This window comes from Falsiroseomonas stagni DSM 19981 (assembly GCF_900114315.1).
Taxonomy (GTDB): Bacteria; Pseudomonadota; Alphaproteobacteria; order Acetobacterales; family Acetobacteraceae; genus Falsiroseomonas; species Falsiroseomonas stagni.
In genome coordinates, this window is the sequence record NZ_FOSQ01000001.1 from 773,661 (window position 1) to 790,173 (window position 16,513).

15 protein-coding genes and 1 tRNA gene are annotated in these 16,513 nt (G+C 70.6%); 13 read left to right on the forward strand and 3 right to left on the reverse strand.

Going from position 1 to position 16,513, the window contains the following annotated elements:
• Positions 1-5: 5 nt before the first annotated feature.
• Positions 6-1,685: an ABC transporter substrate-binding protein gene (locus BM041_RS03625; protein ID WP_092955573.1), complete on the reverse strand. Its 1,680-nt coding sequence runs from the start codon at positions 1,683-1,685 to the stop codon at positions 6-8.
• 193 nt (positions 1,686-1,878) lie between these two features.
• Between BM041_RS03625 and BM041_RS03630 the strand changes: the two genes are divergently transcribed.
• Entirely contained in the window at positions 1,879-3,618 is a 1,740-nt protein-coding gene (locus BM041_RS03630) for a M28 family metallopeptidase (protein WP_092955576.1), read from the forward strand.
• Positions 3,615-5,006, forward strand: coding sequence for a M20 family metallopeptidase (locus BM041_RS03635; protein WP_092955579.1), 1,392 nt, complete (start codon positions 3,615-3,617; stop codon positions 5,004-5,006). Before BM041_RS03630 ends, BM041_RS03635 begins: the two co-directional genes overlap by 4 nt.
• Before the next feature lie 3 nt (positions 5,007-5,009).
• On the opposite strand, the gene BM041_RS03640 is transcribed toward BM041_RS03635, so the two are convergent.
• Positions 5,010-5,597: a carboxymuconolactone decarboxylase family protein gene (locus BM041_RS03640; protein ID WP_092955581.1), complete on the reverse strand. Its 588-nt coding sequence runs from the start codon at positions 5,595-5,597 to the stop codon at positions 5,010-5,012.
• 121 nt (positions 5,598-5,718) lie between these two features.
• Between BM041_RS03640 and BM041_RS03645 the strand changes: the two genes are divergently transcribed.
• On the forward strand, positions 5,719-6,621 hold the full coding sequence (locus BM041_RS03645) for a dienelactone hydrolase family protein (protein WP_092955584.1): 903 nt from the start codon (positions 5,719-5,721) through the stop codon (positions 6,619-6,621).
• A gap of 163 nt (positions 6,622-6,784) precedes the next feature.
• Positions 6,785-8,635: a putative bifunctional diguanylate cyclase/phosphodiesterase gene (locus tag BM041_RS03650; RefSeq protein ID WP_175533704.1), complete on the forward strand. Its 1,851-nt coding sequence runs from the start codon at positions 6,785-6,787 to the stop codon at positions 8,633-8,635.
• 19 nt (positions 8,636-8,654) lie between these two features.
• Here the strand turns inward: BM041_RS03650 and yghU are convergent, their stop codons facing one another.
• Positions 8,655-9,524, reverse strand: coding sequence for a glutathione-dependent disulfide-bond oxidoreductase (gene yghU, locus BM041_RS03655; RefSeq protein WP_092955590.1), 870 nt, complete (start codon positions 9,522-9,524; stop codon positions 8,655-8,657).
• A 143-nt stretch (positions 9,525-9,667) separates the two neighbouring features.
• On the opposite strand from yghU, the gene mbfA reads away from it, so the two are divergent.
• The 9 genes from mbfA (at position 9,668) to BM041_RS03700 (ending at position 16,474) form a co-directional block, all read left to right on the forward strand.
• A complete protein-coding gene (gene mbfA / locus BM041_RS03660; RefSeq protein ID WP_175533705.1) occupies positions 9,668-10,657 on the forward strand; it encodes an iron exporter MbfA in 990 nt (329 codons plus the stop codon).
• An 83-nt stretch (positions 10,658-10,740) separates the two neighbouring features.
• Positions 10,741-10,824, forward strand: a tRNA-Leu gene (locus tag BM041_RS03665).
• A 118-nt stretch (positions 10,825-10,942) separates the two neighbouring features.
• Positions 10,943-11,713, forward strand: coding sequence for a molybdate ABC transporter substrate-binding protein (gene modA, locus BM041_RS03670; RefSeq protein WP_092955592.1), 771 nt, complete (start codon positions 10,943-10,945; stop codon positions 11,711-11,713).
• On the forward strand, positions 11,710-12,408 hold the full coding sequence (gene modB, locus BM041_RS03675) for a molybdate ABC transporter permease subunit (RefSeq protein ID WP_092955594.1): 699 nt from the start codon (positions 11,710-11,712) through the stop codon (positions 12,406-12,408). Before modA ends, modB begins: the two co-directional genes overlap by 4 nt.
• Positions 12,408-13,523: a molybdenum ABC transporter ATP-binding protein gene (modC, locus tag BM041_RS03680; RefSeq protein ID WP_092955597.1), complete on the forward strand. Its 1,116-nt coding sequence runs from the start codon at positions 12,408-12,410 to the stop codon at positions 13,521-13,523. Before modB ends, modC begins: the two co-directional genes overlap by 1 nt.
• Positions 13,523-13,906, forward strand: coding sequence for a winged helix-turn-helix domain-containing protein (locus BM041_RS03685; protein ID WP_092955601.1), 384 nt, complete (start codon positions 13,523-13,525; stop codon positions 13,904-13,906). Before modC ends, BM041_RS03685 begins: the two co-directional genes overlap by 1 nt.
• 120 nt (positions 13,907-14,026) lie before the next feature.
• Positions 14,027-14,236, forward strand: coding sequence for a hypothetical protein (locus BM041_RS03690; protein WP_092955604.1), 210 nt, complete (start codon positions 14,027-14,029; stop codon positions 14,234-14,236).
• Between the two features lie 97 nt (positions 14,237-14,333).
• Entirely contained in the window at positions 14,334-15,068 is a 735-nt protein-coding gene (gene otsB / locus BM041_RS03695) for a trehalose-phosphatase (RefSeq protein WP_092955607.1), read from the forward strand.
• On the forward strand, positions 15,065-16,474 hold the full coding sequence (locus tag BM041_RS03700) for an alpha,alpha-trehalose-phosphate synthase (UDP-forming) (protein WP_092955610.1): 1,410 nt from the start codon (positions 15,065-15,067) through the stop codon (positions 16,472-16,474). Before otsB ends, BM041_RS03700 begins: the two co-directional genes overlap by 4 nt.
• The last annotated feature ends 39 nt before the right edge of the window (positions 16,475-16,513 follow it).

Consider the following 16,513-nt stretch of genomic DNA (forward strand, 5'->3'; position numbering starts at 1 on the left):
CGGGATCATTGATACGGCGTCGTCGTTTCGCGCACGCCGCTGGGATAGTGCAGCCGGTTGCCGACCATGCGGTAGCCCGCTTCCTGCAACAACCGTCGCGCGCCGTCCAGATTGCCGCCCGGCACGCGCCCCGCAATGCCCTGGTCATGCCAGGCGGCGAGCGCGGGGGAGACCATGGAATTGGAAGGAACCGCCTGTCCGTTCCAGGCGGCGCCGGCCATCATCTCCCGGTTCACGGCGGCGGAGAGGGCGCGGCGGAAGGCGGCATCGTTGAAGGGCGCGCGGCGGAGGTTCATGCCGATGAACTGGAAGCCGATATCGACCTCCTCTCGCACGGCGATCATGGCGGGCAGCTGCCGCGCCATGGTCTTCACCAGGTCGGGATCGCCGAAATAATCGGCCAGCACGTTGATCTCGCCCCGGCGCAGCGCCCCGAGCGTCGCTTCCGTGTTGAGGATGATGCGCATGATCCAGCGATCCGCCTTGGGGCGCGCCCAGTGGTTCGGATTCGCCTCCAGCACCACTTCCTCATTCACCCGCGACCGCACGAAGCGATAGGGGCCGGAGCCGATCGGCCGTTCCTCGACATAGGATTCCAGGTTCTGCGGCCGGTTCAGGTAATCCGCCACCACCGGCGCCCAGATGCGCTTGGAGACGATGTTGAGCTTGGCCAGTACCGCGATGCGGAAGGCGGCGTCGGGGCGCTTAAGCACGAAGCGCACGGTGCGGTCATTCACCGCGGTGACGGAGGCGATGTTCTGCACGAAGGGCTTGTACATCGGCGATTCATCGCCCATGCCCGGCGCTTCGTAGGAGAAGATAACGTCCTCCACCGTCACCGGCGTGCCGTCATGATGCGTCATGCCCTGGCGGATGACGCAATCGATGGTGAGGGGATCGGGCTGCGTCACCGTCTCCGCCGCCCAGGGCTGCGGCAGGCCATCGGGGCCGACGCGCATCAGCCGGTCCCAGACCAGGTCCGTCACCCAGCTGTCGGGCGCGCCGCTGACATAGAAGGGGTTGGTCGCCTTCACCGGTTCCGTGCTGTTGACGATGATGTCGCGCTGCCGGCCGGCGGGTTGCAGGCTGATCCAGTTCCAGAAGTTGCGGATGCCGAGCCCCGCCTGGTTCACCGCGCTGCCCTCCACGAAGACCTGCTTGTTGAAGGCCTGCAGGTTCACGGGATGCACCAGGAAGGCATAGGGCTGGTCGCGGTTCACCACCTCCTGCACCTCCCGCACGATCTGCTGGCGGCGGGCCTGGTCCATCTCGCTCCGCTGCGCTTCCGCCAGGCGGTCGTATTCCGGGTTGCTGTAGCCGACGAAGTTGTAGCCGGTGACGATGTTGGCGGAGTGCAGGAGGTTGTAGACCATCTCATCGGGGTCGCCGCGTTCCGGGCGGCCGACCATCTGCCACATGGTCGCGTCCCAGCGCTGGCGTTCATACCAGACCACCTGGCTCATCTGCTGGTTGGGCAGGGGGCGCAGTTCGATCTGCAGGCCGAGCTTGCGCCATTCCTGCGCCACCAGCTCCGCCGCCTGGTACGCCGCGGGTGCGGAAGCCTGCGGCCGTGTGATGAGGACGAGCGGCCTGATGGCGTCACCCGGTGCGCCCTGTGCCAGGGCAGGCAGGCGGGGCAGGGCAGTCAGCGCAGTGGCGGCGAGCAGGACGGAGCGGCGATTCATGGGCGGCATCCTCTGACGTAGCGCGCAGTCCAGCACATTCCGGCCCGAGGCTGCCATGGTCAAAGCGCGTTGCAAATCGTTCATGGCTGCACGGGATCACCGCTATGCCGGCACGCTATCGCACATGCCGCCTGCTTGCGCGCACCGCGTTGCGGTGCTGCCATCCTGCGCAGTCCAGCCCGGAGCACGCGCCATGCCGATCACGCCCGACGAGAAGCCGTTCCTGGATGCCATCACGCTGGATGCGCCCTGGGACCTGGTGACGACCTTCGCGGGCATGCATCGCTGGAAGCCCGATGACGTGAACAAGGCGGCCGAGGTCATCGTCGACCGGCTGCGCCGCCACGGCATCCCGGTGGCGGTGCATCAGCCGGAGATCTGCCTCTCCGTGCCGCATGATGCCTCCGTCACGGCCAATGGCGTGCGCTACCGCGCCAAGCCGCCCTCCTCCGCCCTGTCGGTGCCGGCAGGTCGGACGGCGCGGCTGGTGAAGCTGACGGCGAATCCGAAGGCGCTGCGGTCCTACAGCCGCGACATCGGGCTGCTGTTCGGCGGCTCCATCGGATCGGTGGAGGAGGTGCGCCGGAAGATCGGCGGCTGCATCGTGGTGATGGAGGGCTTCGGCAACCCCGCCCTGACCAGCCTGATCGAGGAATGGGGCGGCGTCGGCCTGATCGCCGTGAACCCCGGGATCGATATCCATTGGGGCACCTGCACCACCATCTGGGGCAGCCCGGATCTGCACGACCTGCCGCGCAAGCCGACGATTCCCGTCGTCGCCGTCAACAACCCCGATGGCCGCGCGCTGATGGCGCTGGCCGAGGTGGGCGGCGAGGCCACGATCCGCACGGTGATGGAGGAAGGCTGGTTTCGCCAGTCCATCCCCGTCGTCACCATCCCCGGCACCGAGGAGCCGGAGAAGTTCGTCCTGCTGCACGGCCATTACGACAGCTGGGAAGTCGGCGTCGGCGACAATGCCACGGGCGATGCGACGATGCTGGAGATCGCCCGCGTGCTCTGGGCGAAGCGCGGATCGCTGAAGCGCAGCGTGAAGATCGCCTGGTGGCCCGGCCATTCGACAGGGCGCTATGCGGGCTCCACCTGGTTCACCGATGCCTTCGCGCAGGACCTTGATGAGAACTGCCTGGCGCAGATCAATTGCGACAGCCCGGGTTGCCGCTGGGCGACGTCCTACCACCAGACCCGCGCCTTCACGGAAAGCGCTGCCCTGGCCGCCGGCGCGATCCGCGACATCGTGCCGGAGGCCGACATCAAATGCATCCGCCCGCCCCAGGCCGGCGACTACTCCTTCAACAATATCGGCCTGCCCAGCTTCTTCATGCTGTCCTCCACGATGCCGGAGGCGCTGCGGCGGGAGAAGAACTACTACGACGTCTCCGGCTGCGGGGCGAACATCGCCTGGCATACGGAGAACGATACGCTGGAGATCGCGGACCAGGATATCCTGCTGGTGGACATGAAGATCTACCTGCTGTCGGTGCTGCGCATTGCGAATGCCGGGGTGCTGCCCTTCGACTGGTCCGCGACATGCGACGAATTCGATGCGACCATCGCGCAGTATGAGGGTGCCTCGAAGGGCATGGCGGACCTCTCGCCCGCGAAGGCGGCGGTGACGGGGCTGCGCGCCGCGCTCTCGGCATTGGACAAGGCGCCGGTCGCGGCGCGCAACGCGGCGGTGCATGATCTCTCCCGCATCCTCGTGCCGATCAACTACACGCGGGAGGCGCGCTTCGCGCATGATCCCGCCTATACCGTGCCGCCCCTGCCGGCGCTGGCCGTGGCTGCCGAACTGCCGGCGCTGGATGCGAGCCTCGCGAAGTCCGCGGCGGTGGAGCTGATGCGCGGCCAGAACCGCGTCATCGCCGCGCTGCGCGCCGCCACGCGCCGCGTGATGCAGGCGACCGGCGCATGAGCCGCGACGCCGCCATCGCCGCCGCGCGGGCGATGTTCGATGATGGCAGCTTCCTGGCGATCCTGGAGCGCCGCATCGCCTGCCCGACCGCGAGCCAGGAGCCCGGCGCCGGGCCGCATCTGCTGCGCTACCTGGAGCAGGAGATGGCGCCGGACCTGGAGCGGATCGGCTTCACCTGCACCGTCCATCCGAACCCCACCGGCAAGGGCGGCCCCTTCATGATCGCGCGGCGGGTGGAAGACCCGGCGCTGCCGACCTTGCTGACCTATGGCCATGGAGACACGGTCCAGGGCCTCGACAAGGAATGGCATGAGGGGCTGGCGCCCTGGACCATCACGCGGCGCGGCGATCGGCTGTATGGCCGCGGCATCGTCGACAACAAGGGCCAGCACAGCGCGAACCTCGCGGCGCTGGAAGCCGTGCTGAAGACCCGCGGAAGACTCGGCTTCAACGTCACGCTGCTGCTGGAGATGAGCGAGGAGGTGGGATCGCCGGGCATCGACGAATTCGCGCGCGCGCATCGGGATGAGCTGAAGGCTGATGTGCTCATCGCCTCCGATGGCCCGCGCCTGGTGCCGGATGTGCCCGCGCTGGTGCTGGGCACGCGGGGCGCGCTGGCGCTCGACCTGCGCGTGAAGTACCGGGAGGGTGGGCACCATTCCGGGAACTGGGGCGGGCTGCTCGCCAACCCCGGCGTGCGGCTCGCCCATGCCATCGCCAGCATCATCGACCGCGACGGCAAGGTCCTCGTGCGGGACCTGGTGCCGGAGCGCATCCCGAACAGCGTGCGCGCGGCGCTCGCCCATTGCCACGTCGATGGCGGTGAGGATGGGCCGGCAATCAACCACTGGTGGGGCGAGCCCGGGCTGACGGCCGCCGAAAAGGTCTTCGGCTGGAACACCTTCGAGGTGCTGGCCTTCGAGTGCGGCCATCCCAAGGCGCCGGTGAACGCCGTGCCGCCGGAAGCCTTCGCCCGCTGCCAGATCCGCTACACCGTGGATCGCCACCCCTCCACCTTCATTCCCGCGATCCGGAAGCACCTGACCGAGGCGGGCTTCGACGACGTGCAGGTCGATGCGGTGAAGCAGGGCGCTGAATGGGCGGCGACGCGGATGGACCCGGACGGGCCCTGGCCGCAGCTCGTCGCCGCGTCGGTGCAACGCACCACGGGCAAGGTGCCGATGATCGTGCCGAATGCCGGTGGATCACTGCCCAACGACACCTTCGCGGTGACGCTCGGCCTGCCGACCGTCTACCTGCCGCATTCCTACACCGGCTGCTCGCAGCACGCGCCGAACGAACACGCGCTGCGGCCACTGATGCGGGAGGGGATGGAGATCATGGCCGGCGTGTTCTGGGACCTCGGCGAACAGGCCTGGCCGCGGTGACGCCTAGGCCGCCGGCGGCATGTCGCTGAAGCCGGGATCGGCGGGGAAGGGGGGCGTCGTGCCCTCCGGCAGCGGGATGCGATGCGCGTTCAGCGCGATGCAGACCATGGTGTAGAAGCCGATCATCGCGGTCAGCTCCACCACGCCGCGTTCGCCCCAGCGGGCGGTGATGGCGGCGTGGCTGGCATCGTCCGGCGCGCCATTCACCTGGATTTGGCGGGCGTAGTCATAGACCTCCCGCGCGGTGTCATCCTGGAAGGCGGGCGGCGCGCCGACGCGGATTGCCTCCACCACCGCGGGATCGATCCCCGCCTTGATCGCGGCGGCGCCGTGGAAGTGGAACTCCAGCTGGCTGTTCCAGCGGCGTCCCGCGACGATGATGGCGAGTTCCAGCAGCGGCTTCGGGATCACGGTCCGCAGCCGCAGCATGTCGCCGAGCTTCCACCAGGCCTCCGCCAGTTCGGGGCTGTGGATGTTGGCGCGCTGCGGGCCGACCATGCTGCCGGTGCCACTCGCCAAGATCCGGTCGCGCAGCGCGCGCTGCCGGTCGTCCATCGCCTCGGGCTCGGGCAGGGTGATGCGCGGGATCATGGCGGCGTTTCCTTCTTTGTCTGGCGGCGATCCAACACCGGATCGGCGTCGCCGGAAATCCCTGCGGACAGGCGGCTGGGCCATCGCTATCCTGCCGGCGGGACCCAGGAAGGAAACGACCATGCCCGATGGCCAGGACGGCTTCGTGCCGCTGACGCAGGACCAGATCGACCAGCGCGTCTTCGACCTCTATGACGAATACTGCCATGGGCGAATGGATCGCCGGTCCTTCCTGCAGGCCTCCGCGGCCGTCACCGCCGGCGGGCTGCTGATGGCGCAGTCGCTGCTGCCGCGCTACGCGCAGGCGCAGACCATCTCCTTCACCGATCCGCGCATCAAGGCCAACTACGTCACCTATCCCTCGCCCGGTGGCAATTCGGGGACGATGCGCGGCTACCTGGTGCAGCCCACCGGCACCGGGCCTTTCCCGACCGTGCTGGTGATCCACGAGAATCGCGGCCTCAACCCCTATATCGAGGATGTCGCGCGCCGCGCGGCGGCCGAGGGTTTCCTGGCGCTCGCGCCCGATGGCCTGTTCCCCGCCGGCGGCTATCCCGGCAATGACGATGACGGCCGTGCGCTGCAGGCGGGGCTGGACCAGGCGAAGCTGCGGCAGGACATGCTGAACAGCGCGCGCTTCCTGAAGGCCCATGCGGCCTCCTCCGGCAAGCTCGGCGTCACCGGCTTCTGCTGGGGCGGCAGCACGACGAACTGGCTGGCGGCGACGCTCGGGGCGGACATGCAGGCCGGCGCGCCCTTCTATGGCGCCGCGCAGCCGGCGGAGGCGGTGGCCCGCATCAAGTCGCCGCTGCTGATCCACTACGCCGAGAACGACGCCAACATCAACAATCTCTGGCCCGCCTTCGAAGCCGCGCTGAAGGCCCATGCCGTGCCGCATGAGGCGCATTTCTATCCGGGCACGCAGCACGGCTTCCACAACAACTCCACGCCCCGCTACCAGGAAGCGGCGGCGAAGCTGGCCTGGGACCGGACGGTGGCGTGGTTCAGGCGCTACCTCGCCTGACGGCGTGGCGGATGGCGCCGGATCGGCAAGAAAGCGGCTCGTTCCGAAAAGCGATTTCCGGCGGTCGATAAGATTTCCGCAACGCGGCCGGTTCAGGATGCCGGGGGCGGTTTGCCCAACCCTCCTGGCTCCGGGCAAGCCTGCCGCGCATGACGGAGTCCCGATGCCGCCCGCACCGCTGCCGGCCGATGAGGCCGCGCGCCTCAAGGCGCTACGCACCTACGATGTTCTCGACACGGAAGCCGAGCAGGCCTTCGATGAGATCGTCACGCTTGCCGCGGACATGACCGGCAATTCCATCGCGCTGGTATCGCTGGTGGATGAGGCCCGGCAGTGGTTCAAGGCGGGTGTCGGCCTTCCGGTGCGGGAGACGCATCGCGACCTTGCCTTCTGCGCCCATGCGATCCTGTCGCCGCAGGACGTGATGGTGGTGACGGATGCCACCACCGATCCGCGCGTCCAGGACAATCCGCTGGTGACGGGGGAGCCGGGGCTGCGTTCCTATCTTGGCGTGCCGCTGGTGGATTCCGATGGCTTCGCGCTGGGTACCCTCTGTGTCCTGGACAAGGTTCCGAAGGCGCCCGATGACCGGGCGATCCTGCTGATCCGCACCCTGGCGCAGGCCGTTGTCACCAATCTGGAACTTCGCCGTGCCCTCCGGCGCTCTGACGCCATGGTGCTGACGGATGAGTTGACGGGGCTGCCCAACCGGCGCGGCATCGCCATCGCGCTGGACCGCGCGATGGCCGAACGCCAGCCGGTGACCGTCGTCACCATCGACCTCGACCATTTCAAGGAGGCGAATGATTCCGCCGGGCACGCCGCCGGCGATGCCGTGCTGCGGGAAGTCGGGCAGCGGCTGCGGGCCAGCGTGCGGGGCAGCGATGTCGTCGGCCGCCTTGGCGGCGATGAATTCGCCGTGCTGCTGATGGGGCTGGCGGACCGAACAGCGGCGGTGGAGGCGCTGCGGCGCATCAGCGGCGTGCTGCATAAGCCGGTGCCCTATGCCGGTACCAGCCTGCGGCTGGGCGCGACGATCGGCGCCGCCATGATGCCCGCCGATGCGGATGAGGCGGAGGCCGCGCTGCGCCTGGCGGATGAGGCGATGGTCCAGGCCAAGCGGGGCAGCCGGGGCGGGATCGGCTGGGCGAGCCGCGCCGATGCGGAACGCGTGCAGCGCGTGGCAGCCATCGTCAGGGCCTTCGATTCCGATCTCGGGGGCGCCGAGATCCTGCCCGGCGCCACCGTCCACCTGCAGCCGATCATCGCGCTGCAGGGCACGCCCGCTGCCGTGGCGATCGAGGCGCTGGCCCGGTGGAGCCATCCGCAGCTCGGCGCCGTGCCGCCGGCGGAGCTGTTCCCGGCCATCGGACCGCTGCGCGCATCCCGCCTTGGCGAAGCGGTGCGGGACCAGGCGCTGGCCGCGCTGGCGGTGCTGCGGGCCAGCGGCCTGACGACCGCGCGCATCGCCCTCAACCTGTCGGCGGCGGAGGTCGCGCGCACCGACATCGTCGAGCATATCGCGAACCAGGTGGAGCGCGCGGGCCTGGGTCTCGATGCCGTGGAGGTCGAGATCACGGAGGAGGTCCTGCTGGACCGCGTCAGCAACCGCACGCTGGACCAGCTGGCCGCGCTGCGCGGACGCGGGGCCAGGCTGGCGCTGGATGATTTCGGCACGGGCCATTCGGGGCTTGCCCAGCTGCTGCGGCTGCCGCTGGATTCAGTGAAGCTCGACAAGCGCTTCGTGCAGCGCCTTGGTGTCGATGGCAGGGCGGAGGAGATCGTCCGCGCCACCGTCTCCCTGGCGCATGGGTTGGGCATGACGGTGGTGGCGGAGGGCGTGGAGACAGCGCACCAGGCCGCCATGGTGGTGTCGCTGGGCTGCGACCGGGCGCAGGGCTTCCTCTATGCGCGCCCGATGGACCGGCAGGCGCTGTCCGGCTGGCTGGAGGAGCGCCGGTCCGACGGGGCGGACGCCCCGGTGCCGCTGCGGCCGCGGCGCACGGCGGGCTGAACGCCCGCCGTGCGGCTTTTCAGGTCTTTGGCGCCAGCTTGTCCTGCGTCTTCGTGTCGAAGTCGCTGGCGTCGTGGCGTTCATGCAGCTGGCTGGATGGTTCGCCCTGCACGCGGTTCACCATGCGGCCGCGGCGCACCGCCGGGCGTTCCAGCAGCTGGTCGGCCCAGCGCTGCACATGCTTGTAGCTGGCCACGTCCAGGAACTCCGCCGCGCCATACAGCCACCCCTTCGCCAGGCCGCCATACCAGGGGAAGATGGCCATGTCGGCGATGGTGTAGTGGGCGCCGGCGATGAATTCGGACTCCGCCAGGCGGCGATCCAGCACATCCAGCTGCCGCTTGGTCTCCATGGAGAAGCGATCGATCGGATACTGCATCTTCGTCGGCGCATAGGCGTAGAAATGCCCGAAGCCGCCGCCGAGATAGGGGGCGCTGCCCATCTGCCAGAACAGCCAGGACAGGCACTCGGCCCGCGCGGCACCGTCCTTCGGCAGGAAGGCGCCGAACTTCTCCGCGAGGTACATGAGGATCGCGCCCGATTCGAAGACGCGAACGGGCGTCGGCCCGCTGCGGTCCATCAGCGCGGGGATCTTGGAATTGGGGTTCACGGCGACGAAGCCGCTGCCGAACTGGTCGCCCTCCCCGATCCGGATAAGCCAGGCGTCGTATTCGGCGCCCGTGTGGCCGGCGGCCAGCAGTTCCTCCAGCATCACCGTCACCTTCACGCCATTCGGCGTGCCGAGGGAGTAGAGCTGCAGCGGATGCTGGCCGACCGGCAGGTCCTTGTCATGCGTCGGGCCGGCGATCGGGCGGTTGATGTTGGCGAAGCGGCCGCCATTGGCCTTGTCCCAGGTCCAGACCCTGGGCGGTGTGTAGTCGTCACTCATGCGTGGAACTCCTCATCCTCCCCCGCCATGTGAGGCCTTGTTCCGCCCGGCGCCAGGGGCATGGCTGCCCATCGCTTCGCGTTGTCGCCACGGATCGCTATGTCGCAGGAGCGACGGCTTCCCCGATCCAAGGATCCAGACCCATGCGATCCATCCTCCCCTTCTTCTCCAGCGGCACGCGCCGCTTCGACAGCCTGTCGCCGCGGGAGATCCTCTCCCTCGCGATCGGGGCGGAGGAGGAGGACGCGGCCATCTACGCGCTCTATGCCAGCCGCCTGCGCGACGAATACCCGGCCTCCGCCGCGGTGTTCGAGGCGATGGCAGCGGAGGAGAACGAGCATCGCCGCCTGCTGATCGATCTCTACCGCACGCGCTTCGGCGACCTGATCCTGCCGATCCGGCGGGAGCACATCGCGGATTTCTACGTCCGCAAGCCGATCTGGCTGGTGGAGAATCTCGGCCTGGACCGGATCCGGGAGGAGGTGCGCGCGATGGAACAGGGGGCGCTGGCCTTCTACCGCGCGGCGGCCGCCCGCACGGGGGATGCGGAGGTGCGCAAGCTGCTGGGCGACCTGGCGGCGGCGGAGGCGCGGCATGACGACGACGCCGCGAAGCTGTCGGCGGATCTGCTGGGCGGCGGGGAAGGGGAGAAGGAGGAGGCGACCGCCAGGCGGCAATTCGTGCTGACCTGGGTGCAGCCTGGCCTGGCGGGGCTGATGGACGGGTCCGTCTCCACTCTCGCGCCCATCTTCGCGACCGCCTTTGCCACGCAGAATCCCTGGACGACTTTCCTGGTCGGGCTCTCGGCCTCGGTCGGCGCGGGCATCTCCATGGGCTTCACGGAGGCGGCGCATGACGATGGCAGGCTGTCGGGCCGTGGCGCGCCGTGGAAGCGGGGGCTGGCGTCGGGCGTGATGACGACGCTGGGCGGGCTGGGCCATGCGCTGCCCTACCTCATCCCGCATTTCTGGACCGCGACGGCGATCGCGCTGGTGGTGGTGTTCCTGGAACTCTGGGCGATCGTCTGGATCCAGCACCGGTTCATGGAAACGCCGATCGGGCGGGCGATGTTCCAGATCCTGCTGGGCGGCGGGCTGGTGCTGGCGGTCGGCATCCTGATCGGCGGCGCCTGACTTCGGGTGCCTGGCGGGGCGTGCTTGGCGTGGCGGGGCGGCTCTGCTAATTCGGCGGCAGCAGCCTCGGCAGTCATGGCCGCGCGGGCGTGGTGAAATGGTAGACGCGCCGGACTCAAAATCCGGTTCCGAGAGGAGTGTCGGTTCGAGTCCGACCGCCCGCACCAACCCCCCCCCCTTTCCCTGATCGATCCCGGTGGTGACGCTCGCGCTGGTGGACAGGTTTTGCGGCCAAGGGCTATGTCTGGTCGTATATAGCGAAATGCTGCCGCAAGGAGGCTCCCCATGCGCCGCCGTGCCCTGATCACCGGCCTTGCCGGCCTGCTGTTGGCCGCCGCGCCGGCCCTGGCGCAGCAACCCGTCACCGTCTTCGCCGCCGCCAGCCTGACCGACGCGCTGCGCGACCTCGGCGCGCTATGGGCCGCGCGGGGCAACCCGGCGCCGCGCTTCTCCTTCGCCGCGTCATCCGCCCTGGCGCGCCAGATCGAGCAGGGCGCGCCGGCGGATCTGTTCATGTCGGCCGACGAGGCCTGGGCCGACTACCTGCAGGAACGCCGCCTGCTGGTGGAGGCGACGCGCAGCAGCCCGATCGGCAATGCGCTGGTGCTGGTGACGCCGGCGGATGCGCCGCGCGCCGTGACCCTGGCACGGGGGACGGACCTGCTGGCGCTGCTTGGCCCGGGGCGGCGCATCGCCACGGGCGATCCCGCCCATGTGCCGGTGGGGCGCTACGCCCAGGCGGCGCTGGCCTGGATGGGGCAGTGGCAGGCCATCACGCCGCGCCTGGCGCGGGCCGACAATGTCCGCGCCGCTTTGCTGCTGGTGGAGCGGGGGGAGGTGCCCTTCGGCATCGTCTATGCCACCGATGCCGCCGCCAGCCCTGGCGTCCGCGTCGCGGGCACCTTCCCGGCGGAGAGCCACGAGGCCATCACCTACCCCTTCGCCCTGACCCGCCGGGCGGAGGGCAATGCCCAGGCGCGCGCGCTGCTGGCCTTCCTGGCGGGGGAGGAAGCGGCGCCGACCTGGCGACGCTTCGGCTTCACCCGCCCGCAATGACGGCTGGCCTGTCGCCGGAGGAATGGCAGGCCGTCCGGCTGAGCGTGGAGGTCGCGGCGCGGTCGGTCGCCATCTCCCTCCTGCCCGCCATCGCGGTGGCCTGGCTGTTGGCGCGGGGGCGCTTCCCGGGGCGCATGCTGCTGGATGCGCTGGTGCATCTGCCGCTGGTGGTGCCGCCGGTCGTGGTGGGCTGGGGGTTGCTGATGCTGTTCGGCATCCGCGGCCCCATCGGCGCGCCGCTGCATGACTGGTTCGGCATCCGCCTGGTCTTCACCACCGAAGGCGCGGCGCTGGCCACCGCGGTGATGTCCTTCCCGCTGATCGTGCGCGCCGTGCGGCTGGGGCTGGAGGCGGTGGATCCGGGGCTGGAGGCCGCGGCGCGGACCCTCGGCGCCGGGCCGGTGGATCGCTTCGTGACCGTGACGCTGCCGCTGATGTCCCCCGGCATCCTGGCCGGCACCGTCACGGCCTTCGCCGCGGGGCTCGGCGAATTCGGCGCCGTCATCACCTTCGCCTCCAACATCCCCGGGGAGACGCAGACCCTGCCGCTCGCGATCTACAGCGCCACCCAGACCCCGGGCGGCGAGGGGGCGGCCGCGCGCCTCGCCTTCGTCTCCTTCAGCCTGGCCGTCGGCGGCCTGCTGCTGGCGGAGGTGATCGCTCGGCGCATGCATCGCTGGCTGGGCCGGGGCTGATGCTGGACGTCGCGCTGCGCCACCGCTTCGGGGGGGATGGCTTCGGCCTGGATGTCGCCTTCCAGGCCGCGCCGCGCGGGGTGACGGCGCTGTTCGGCCCCTCCGGCTGCGGGAAATCCACGATCCTGGCGGCCATCGCGGGCCTGCTGCGGCCGGCAGCGGGGCGCGTCGCGCTGGGCGGGCAGGTGCTGCTCGATACCGCCGCAGGCATCGCCCTGCCGCCGGAACGGCGGCGCTGCGCGGTGGTCTTCCAGGATGCGCGCCTGTTCCCGCATCTCTCGGTCGAGAGCAATCTGCGCTACGGGCTGAAGCGCGCGCCGCGCGGGGCGACCGGGCCGGGGTTCGAGGAGGTGGTGGCGCTGCTCGGCATCGGGCCGCTGCTGGGCCGGCGGCCCTTCGGCCTGTCGGGCGGGGAGAAGCAGCGGGTGGCGCTGGGGCGTGCGCTGCTGGCCCGGCCGCTGCTGCTGCTGATGGACGAACCCCTGGCCGCGCTGGACGCGGCGCGGCGGGCGGAGGTGCTGCCCTTCCTCGCCCGGCTGCGCGATGCCGCTGGCATCCCGATCCTTTACGTCACCCATGCGCTGGAGGAGGTGGACGCGCTGGCCGACAGCCTGGTGCTGCTGGAAGCGGGCCGCGTGCTGGCCAGCGGGACGGTGGAGGCGCTATCCCTGCGCGCGGACCTGCCGCTCGCTGCGCGCCGCGATGCCGGGGTGCTGCTGCCCTGCGTGGTCGCCGAGGCCGCGGAAGGGCTGGCAAGGCTGGATTTCGAAGGCGGCACGCTGCTGACCACGCTGCACCCCGGCGGCCCCGGCACGCGGCTTCGCATCCGCATCCGCGCGCGCGACGTCGCCCTGGCGGTGGAGGAACCGCGCGGGCTGTCCACCCGCAATATCCTGCCCGCGACGCTTGCCGGCATCGATCCCATCCCCGGCACGGCGGAGGTCTTCGCGCGCCTCTCGGTGGGGCCGAGCCTGCTGCTGGCCCGCATCACGGCGGACAGCGTGCAGCGCCTGGCGCTGCGGCCCGGCATGCCGGCCTGGGCGCTGATCAAGGCCGTGACCTTCGACCATCGCGCGGTGGCGCGCGACGATCACGCCCCGGCGGGGCCGGGCTGATGGCGGCGGATGACAGCACGCATCCCGCCAGGCGCGCCGCGCCGGCCCGGGCCGCGCTCAGCCTGCGGATCGACCTGCCCCAGGGCCGCATCGGACCCGGCAAGATCGCGCTGCTGGAAGCGATCGGGCGGGAGGGATCGATCTCCGCCGCCGGCCGGGCACTCGGCATGAGCTACAAGCGCGCCTGGGACCTGGTGGATGCGACGAACAGGCTGGTCGGCACCCCCGTGGTGGCGGCGAGCCCGGGCGGCCATCGCGGCGGCGGGGCCGCGCTGACGGAGGCGGGCAGCGCTCTGGTCGCGGATTACCGGGCCATCGAGGCGTTGGCGCGGGAGGCGGCGGAGCCGCGACTCGCCCGGCTGCTGCGTCGGTCGGCGGGATAGCGGGCGGCTGCTCTCGGTTTCGTGTGGACGCGCTCAATTATTCGTGTATTGTATATCAAGTGCGGTTCGATTGACCGCCCCGCGATCCCGCAACCGGCTTCGACAACGGGCCCCCGTTCCATGAAGAACGTCTTCGCCAGCCGCATCCGCACCGGCAGCGCCGCGCTGGCCATCGCCATCATCTGGCTGCTCGTCGCGCAATTCGCCGCTGTCCTGGCCTGGGATGCGGGATTGCTGACGCGCAAGGCGGCGCTGCTGCACTGGCTGGTGGTGGGCGTGCTGCCGCCGGCGCTGGCGCTGTGGCAGACCAGGCTGCCGGAAGGCGCCTGACGCCGGGCTGACGCCGGGCTGACGCCGGGCTGACGCCCTCTCACAAGCCCGTGGGGCGCAGCAAACCGGATCGGTCCTGCGGGGTTGCCCCACCGCCATGGACCCATTCCCGACCGCGCCCGAACCGATGGCGCTCTTCCTCGATTTCGACGGCACGCTGGTGGATATCGCCGAGCGGCCGGAGGCGATCGACGTGCCGCCCGGCCTGCCGGCGCTGCTGCTCCGCCTGTCGGCGCGGCTTGGCGGGGCGCTGGCCGTCGTCTCCGGCCGCCCGATCCCGCAACTCGATGACCACCTGCCCGTGCCGATCGCCAAGGTCGGCGACCATGGCGGCGCGCTGCGGGTCGATCCCGCCGGCCCGGTGGAGGGACCGCCCCTTGCAGTGCCGCCGGCCGCCTGGCTCCGCCGCGCGCGCCTGCTGGCGGATGCCTTCCCGGGGGCCTTCATCGAGGCGAAGCGGCACGGCTTCGTCCTGCATTACCGCCAGGCCCCGGACGCGGCCGGCATGGCGCAGGCGCTGCTGGAGGCGCTGGTCGCCGAGGATCCCGACCATTTCACCCTGATGCCCGCCCGCATGGCGTGGGAGGTGATGCCGCGCGCCGTCTCCAAGGGCACGGCCGTCGCGGCGCTGCTGGCCCGCGCGCCGTTTCTTGGCCGCGTGCCGGTCTTCATCGGCGACGATGTGACGGATGAGGCCGGCATGGCCGCGGCGCGCGCCGCGGGCGGGCTCGGCCTTCGGCTGCAGGACAGTTTCGGCACGCCGGCGGTGCTTCGCCGCTGGCTTGCCCGCCTGGCGGCACCCATCCCGGCGGGGGCGGGTGACGTCGCATGAGCAGGCTTGTCATCGTGGCCAACCGGGTCCCCGACCCGAAGGAGACCGGTGCCGTCGCCGGCGGGCTCGCCGTGGCGCTGAAGGATGCGCTGGCGAAGCGGGATGCGCTGTGGTTCGGCTGGTCCGGCAAGACCGCGGCGGAGACCGGCACGACGCCGCAGGAGGCGAAGGTCGGCCAGACCGCCTATGCGCGCATCGACCTGGGCCATGACGATTACCGCCATTACTATCAGGGCTTCTCCAATGCCGCGCTGTGGCCGGTGCTGCACTACCGGCTGGGCGTGGCGCGCTTCGACCGGCTGGACTGGTTCGCCTACCAGCGTGTGAACGCGGCCTTTGCCGCGGCGCTGCTGCCCCTGCTGCGGCCGGATGACACGATCTGGATCCACGACTTCCACCTGTTCCTGCTGGCGAAGGAATTGCGCGCGCTGGGCTGCCGGCAGCGCATCGGCTTCTTCCTGCACGTGCCCTTCCCGCCGCGCGCCGTCTTCACCGGCCTGCCGCATGCGCATGACGTGCTGGCGGCGATGGATGCCATCGATGCCATCGGCGTGCAGACGGAAGACGATGCCGAGAACCTGCGCGGCGCGCTGATCTCCCATGGCCATGCGGGGGCCGCGCTGCGCGTCGGCGCCTTTCCCATCGGCATCGATGCGACGGGCTTCGCCAACCTTGCAGCGCGGATCGCGACGCAGAAGGAGGTCACGCGCCTGCGGGATTCGCTGGCGGGGCGGTCTCTGGCCATCGGCGTCGACCGCCTGGACTACACCAAGGGCCTGCCGCAGCGCATCGCGGGCTTCGGCGCGCTGCTGACGCGCTTCCCGAAGCATCGCGGCAAGATCACCTTCCTGCAGGTGGCGCCCGTCAGCCGCGGCGATGTCGCGCAGTATCGCGCGCTGCGGCGGGAACTGGATGAGAGCGTGGGGCGCATCAACGGCCAGATGGCGGAGCCCGACTGGGCGCCGATCCGCTACATCACCCGGGCCGTCGCGCGGCCGACGCTGGCGGGCTTCATGCGCATGGCGCGGATCGGCATCGTCACGCCGCTGCGCGATGGCATGAACCTCGTGGCGAAGGAATTCGTGGCGGCGCAGGACCCCGGCGACCCCGGCGTGCTGGTGCTGTCGCGCTTCGCCGGTGCCGCGCTGGAACTGGATGGCGCGCTGCTGGTGAACCCGCTCGATCCCGACGATATCGCGGAGGCGCTGGACGTCGCGATGGAGATGCCGGCCGATGAAAGGCTGGACCGCTGGACGCGCATGGCGGCCACGGTGCGGACCAACACCGCCGCCATCTGGTGCCGCCGCTTCCTGGCGGCGCTGGAAGGCGAGGAGGAGGTGGCGGAGGCCGGCCGCACCGGCGGCACCCGCGCGAAGCCGCCCCGGACGAGGAAGAAGCCGACGTGAAAGGCGGGGCGGCGGCGCGCGCCGCCACCCCGCCCCGGA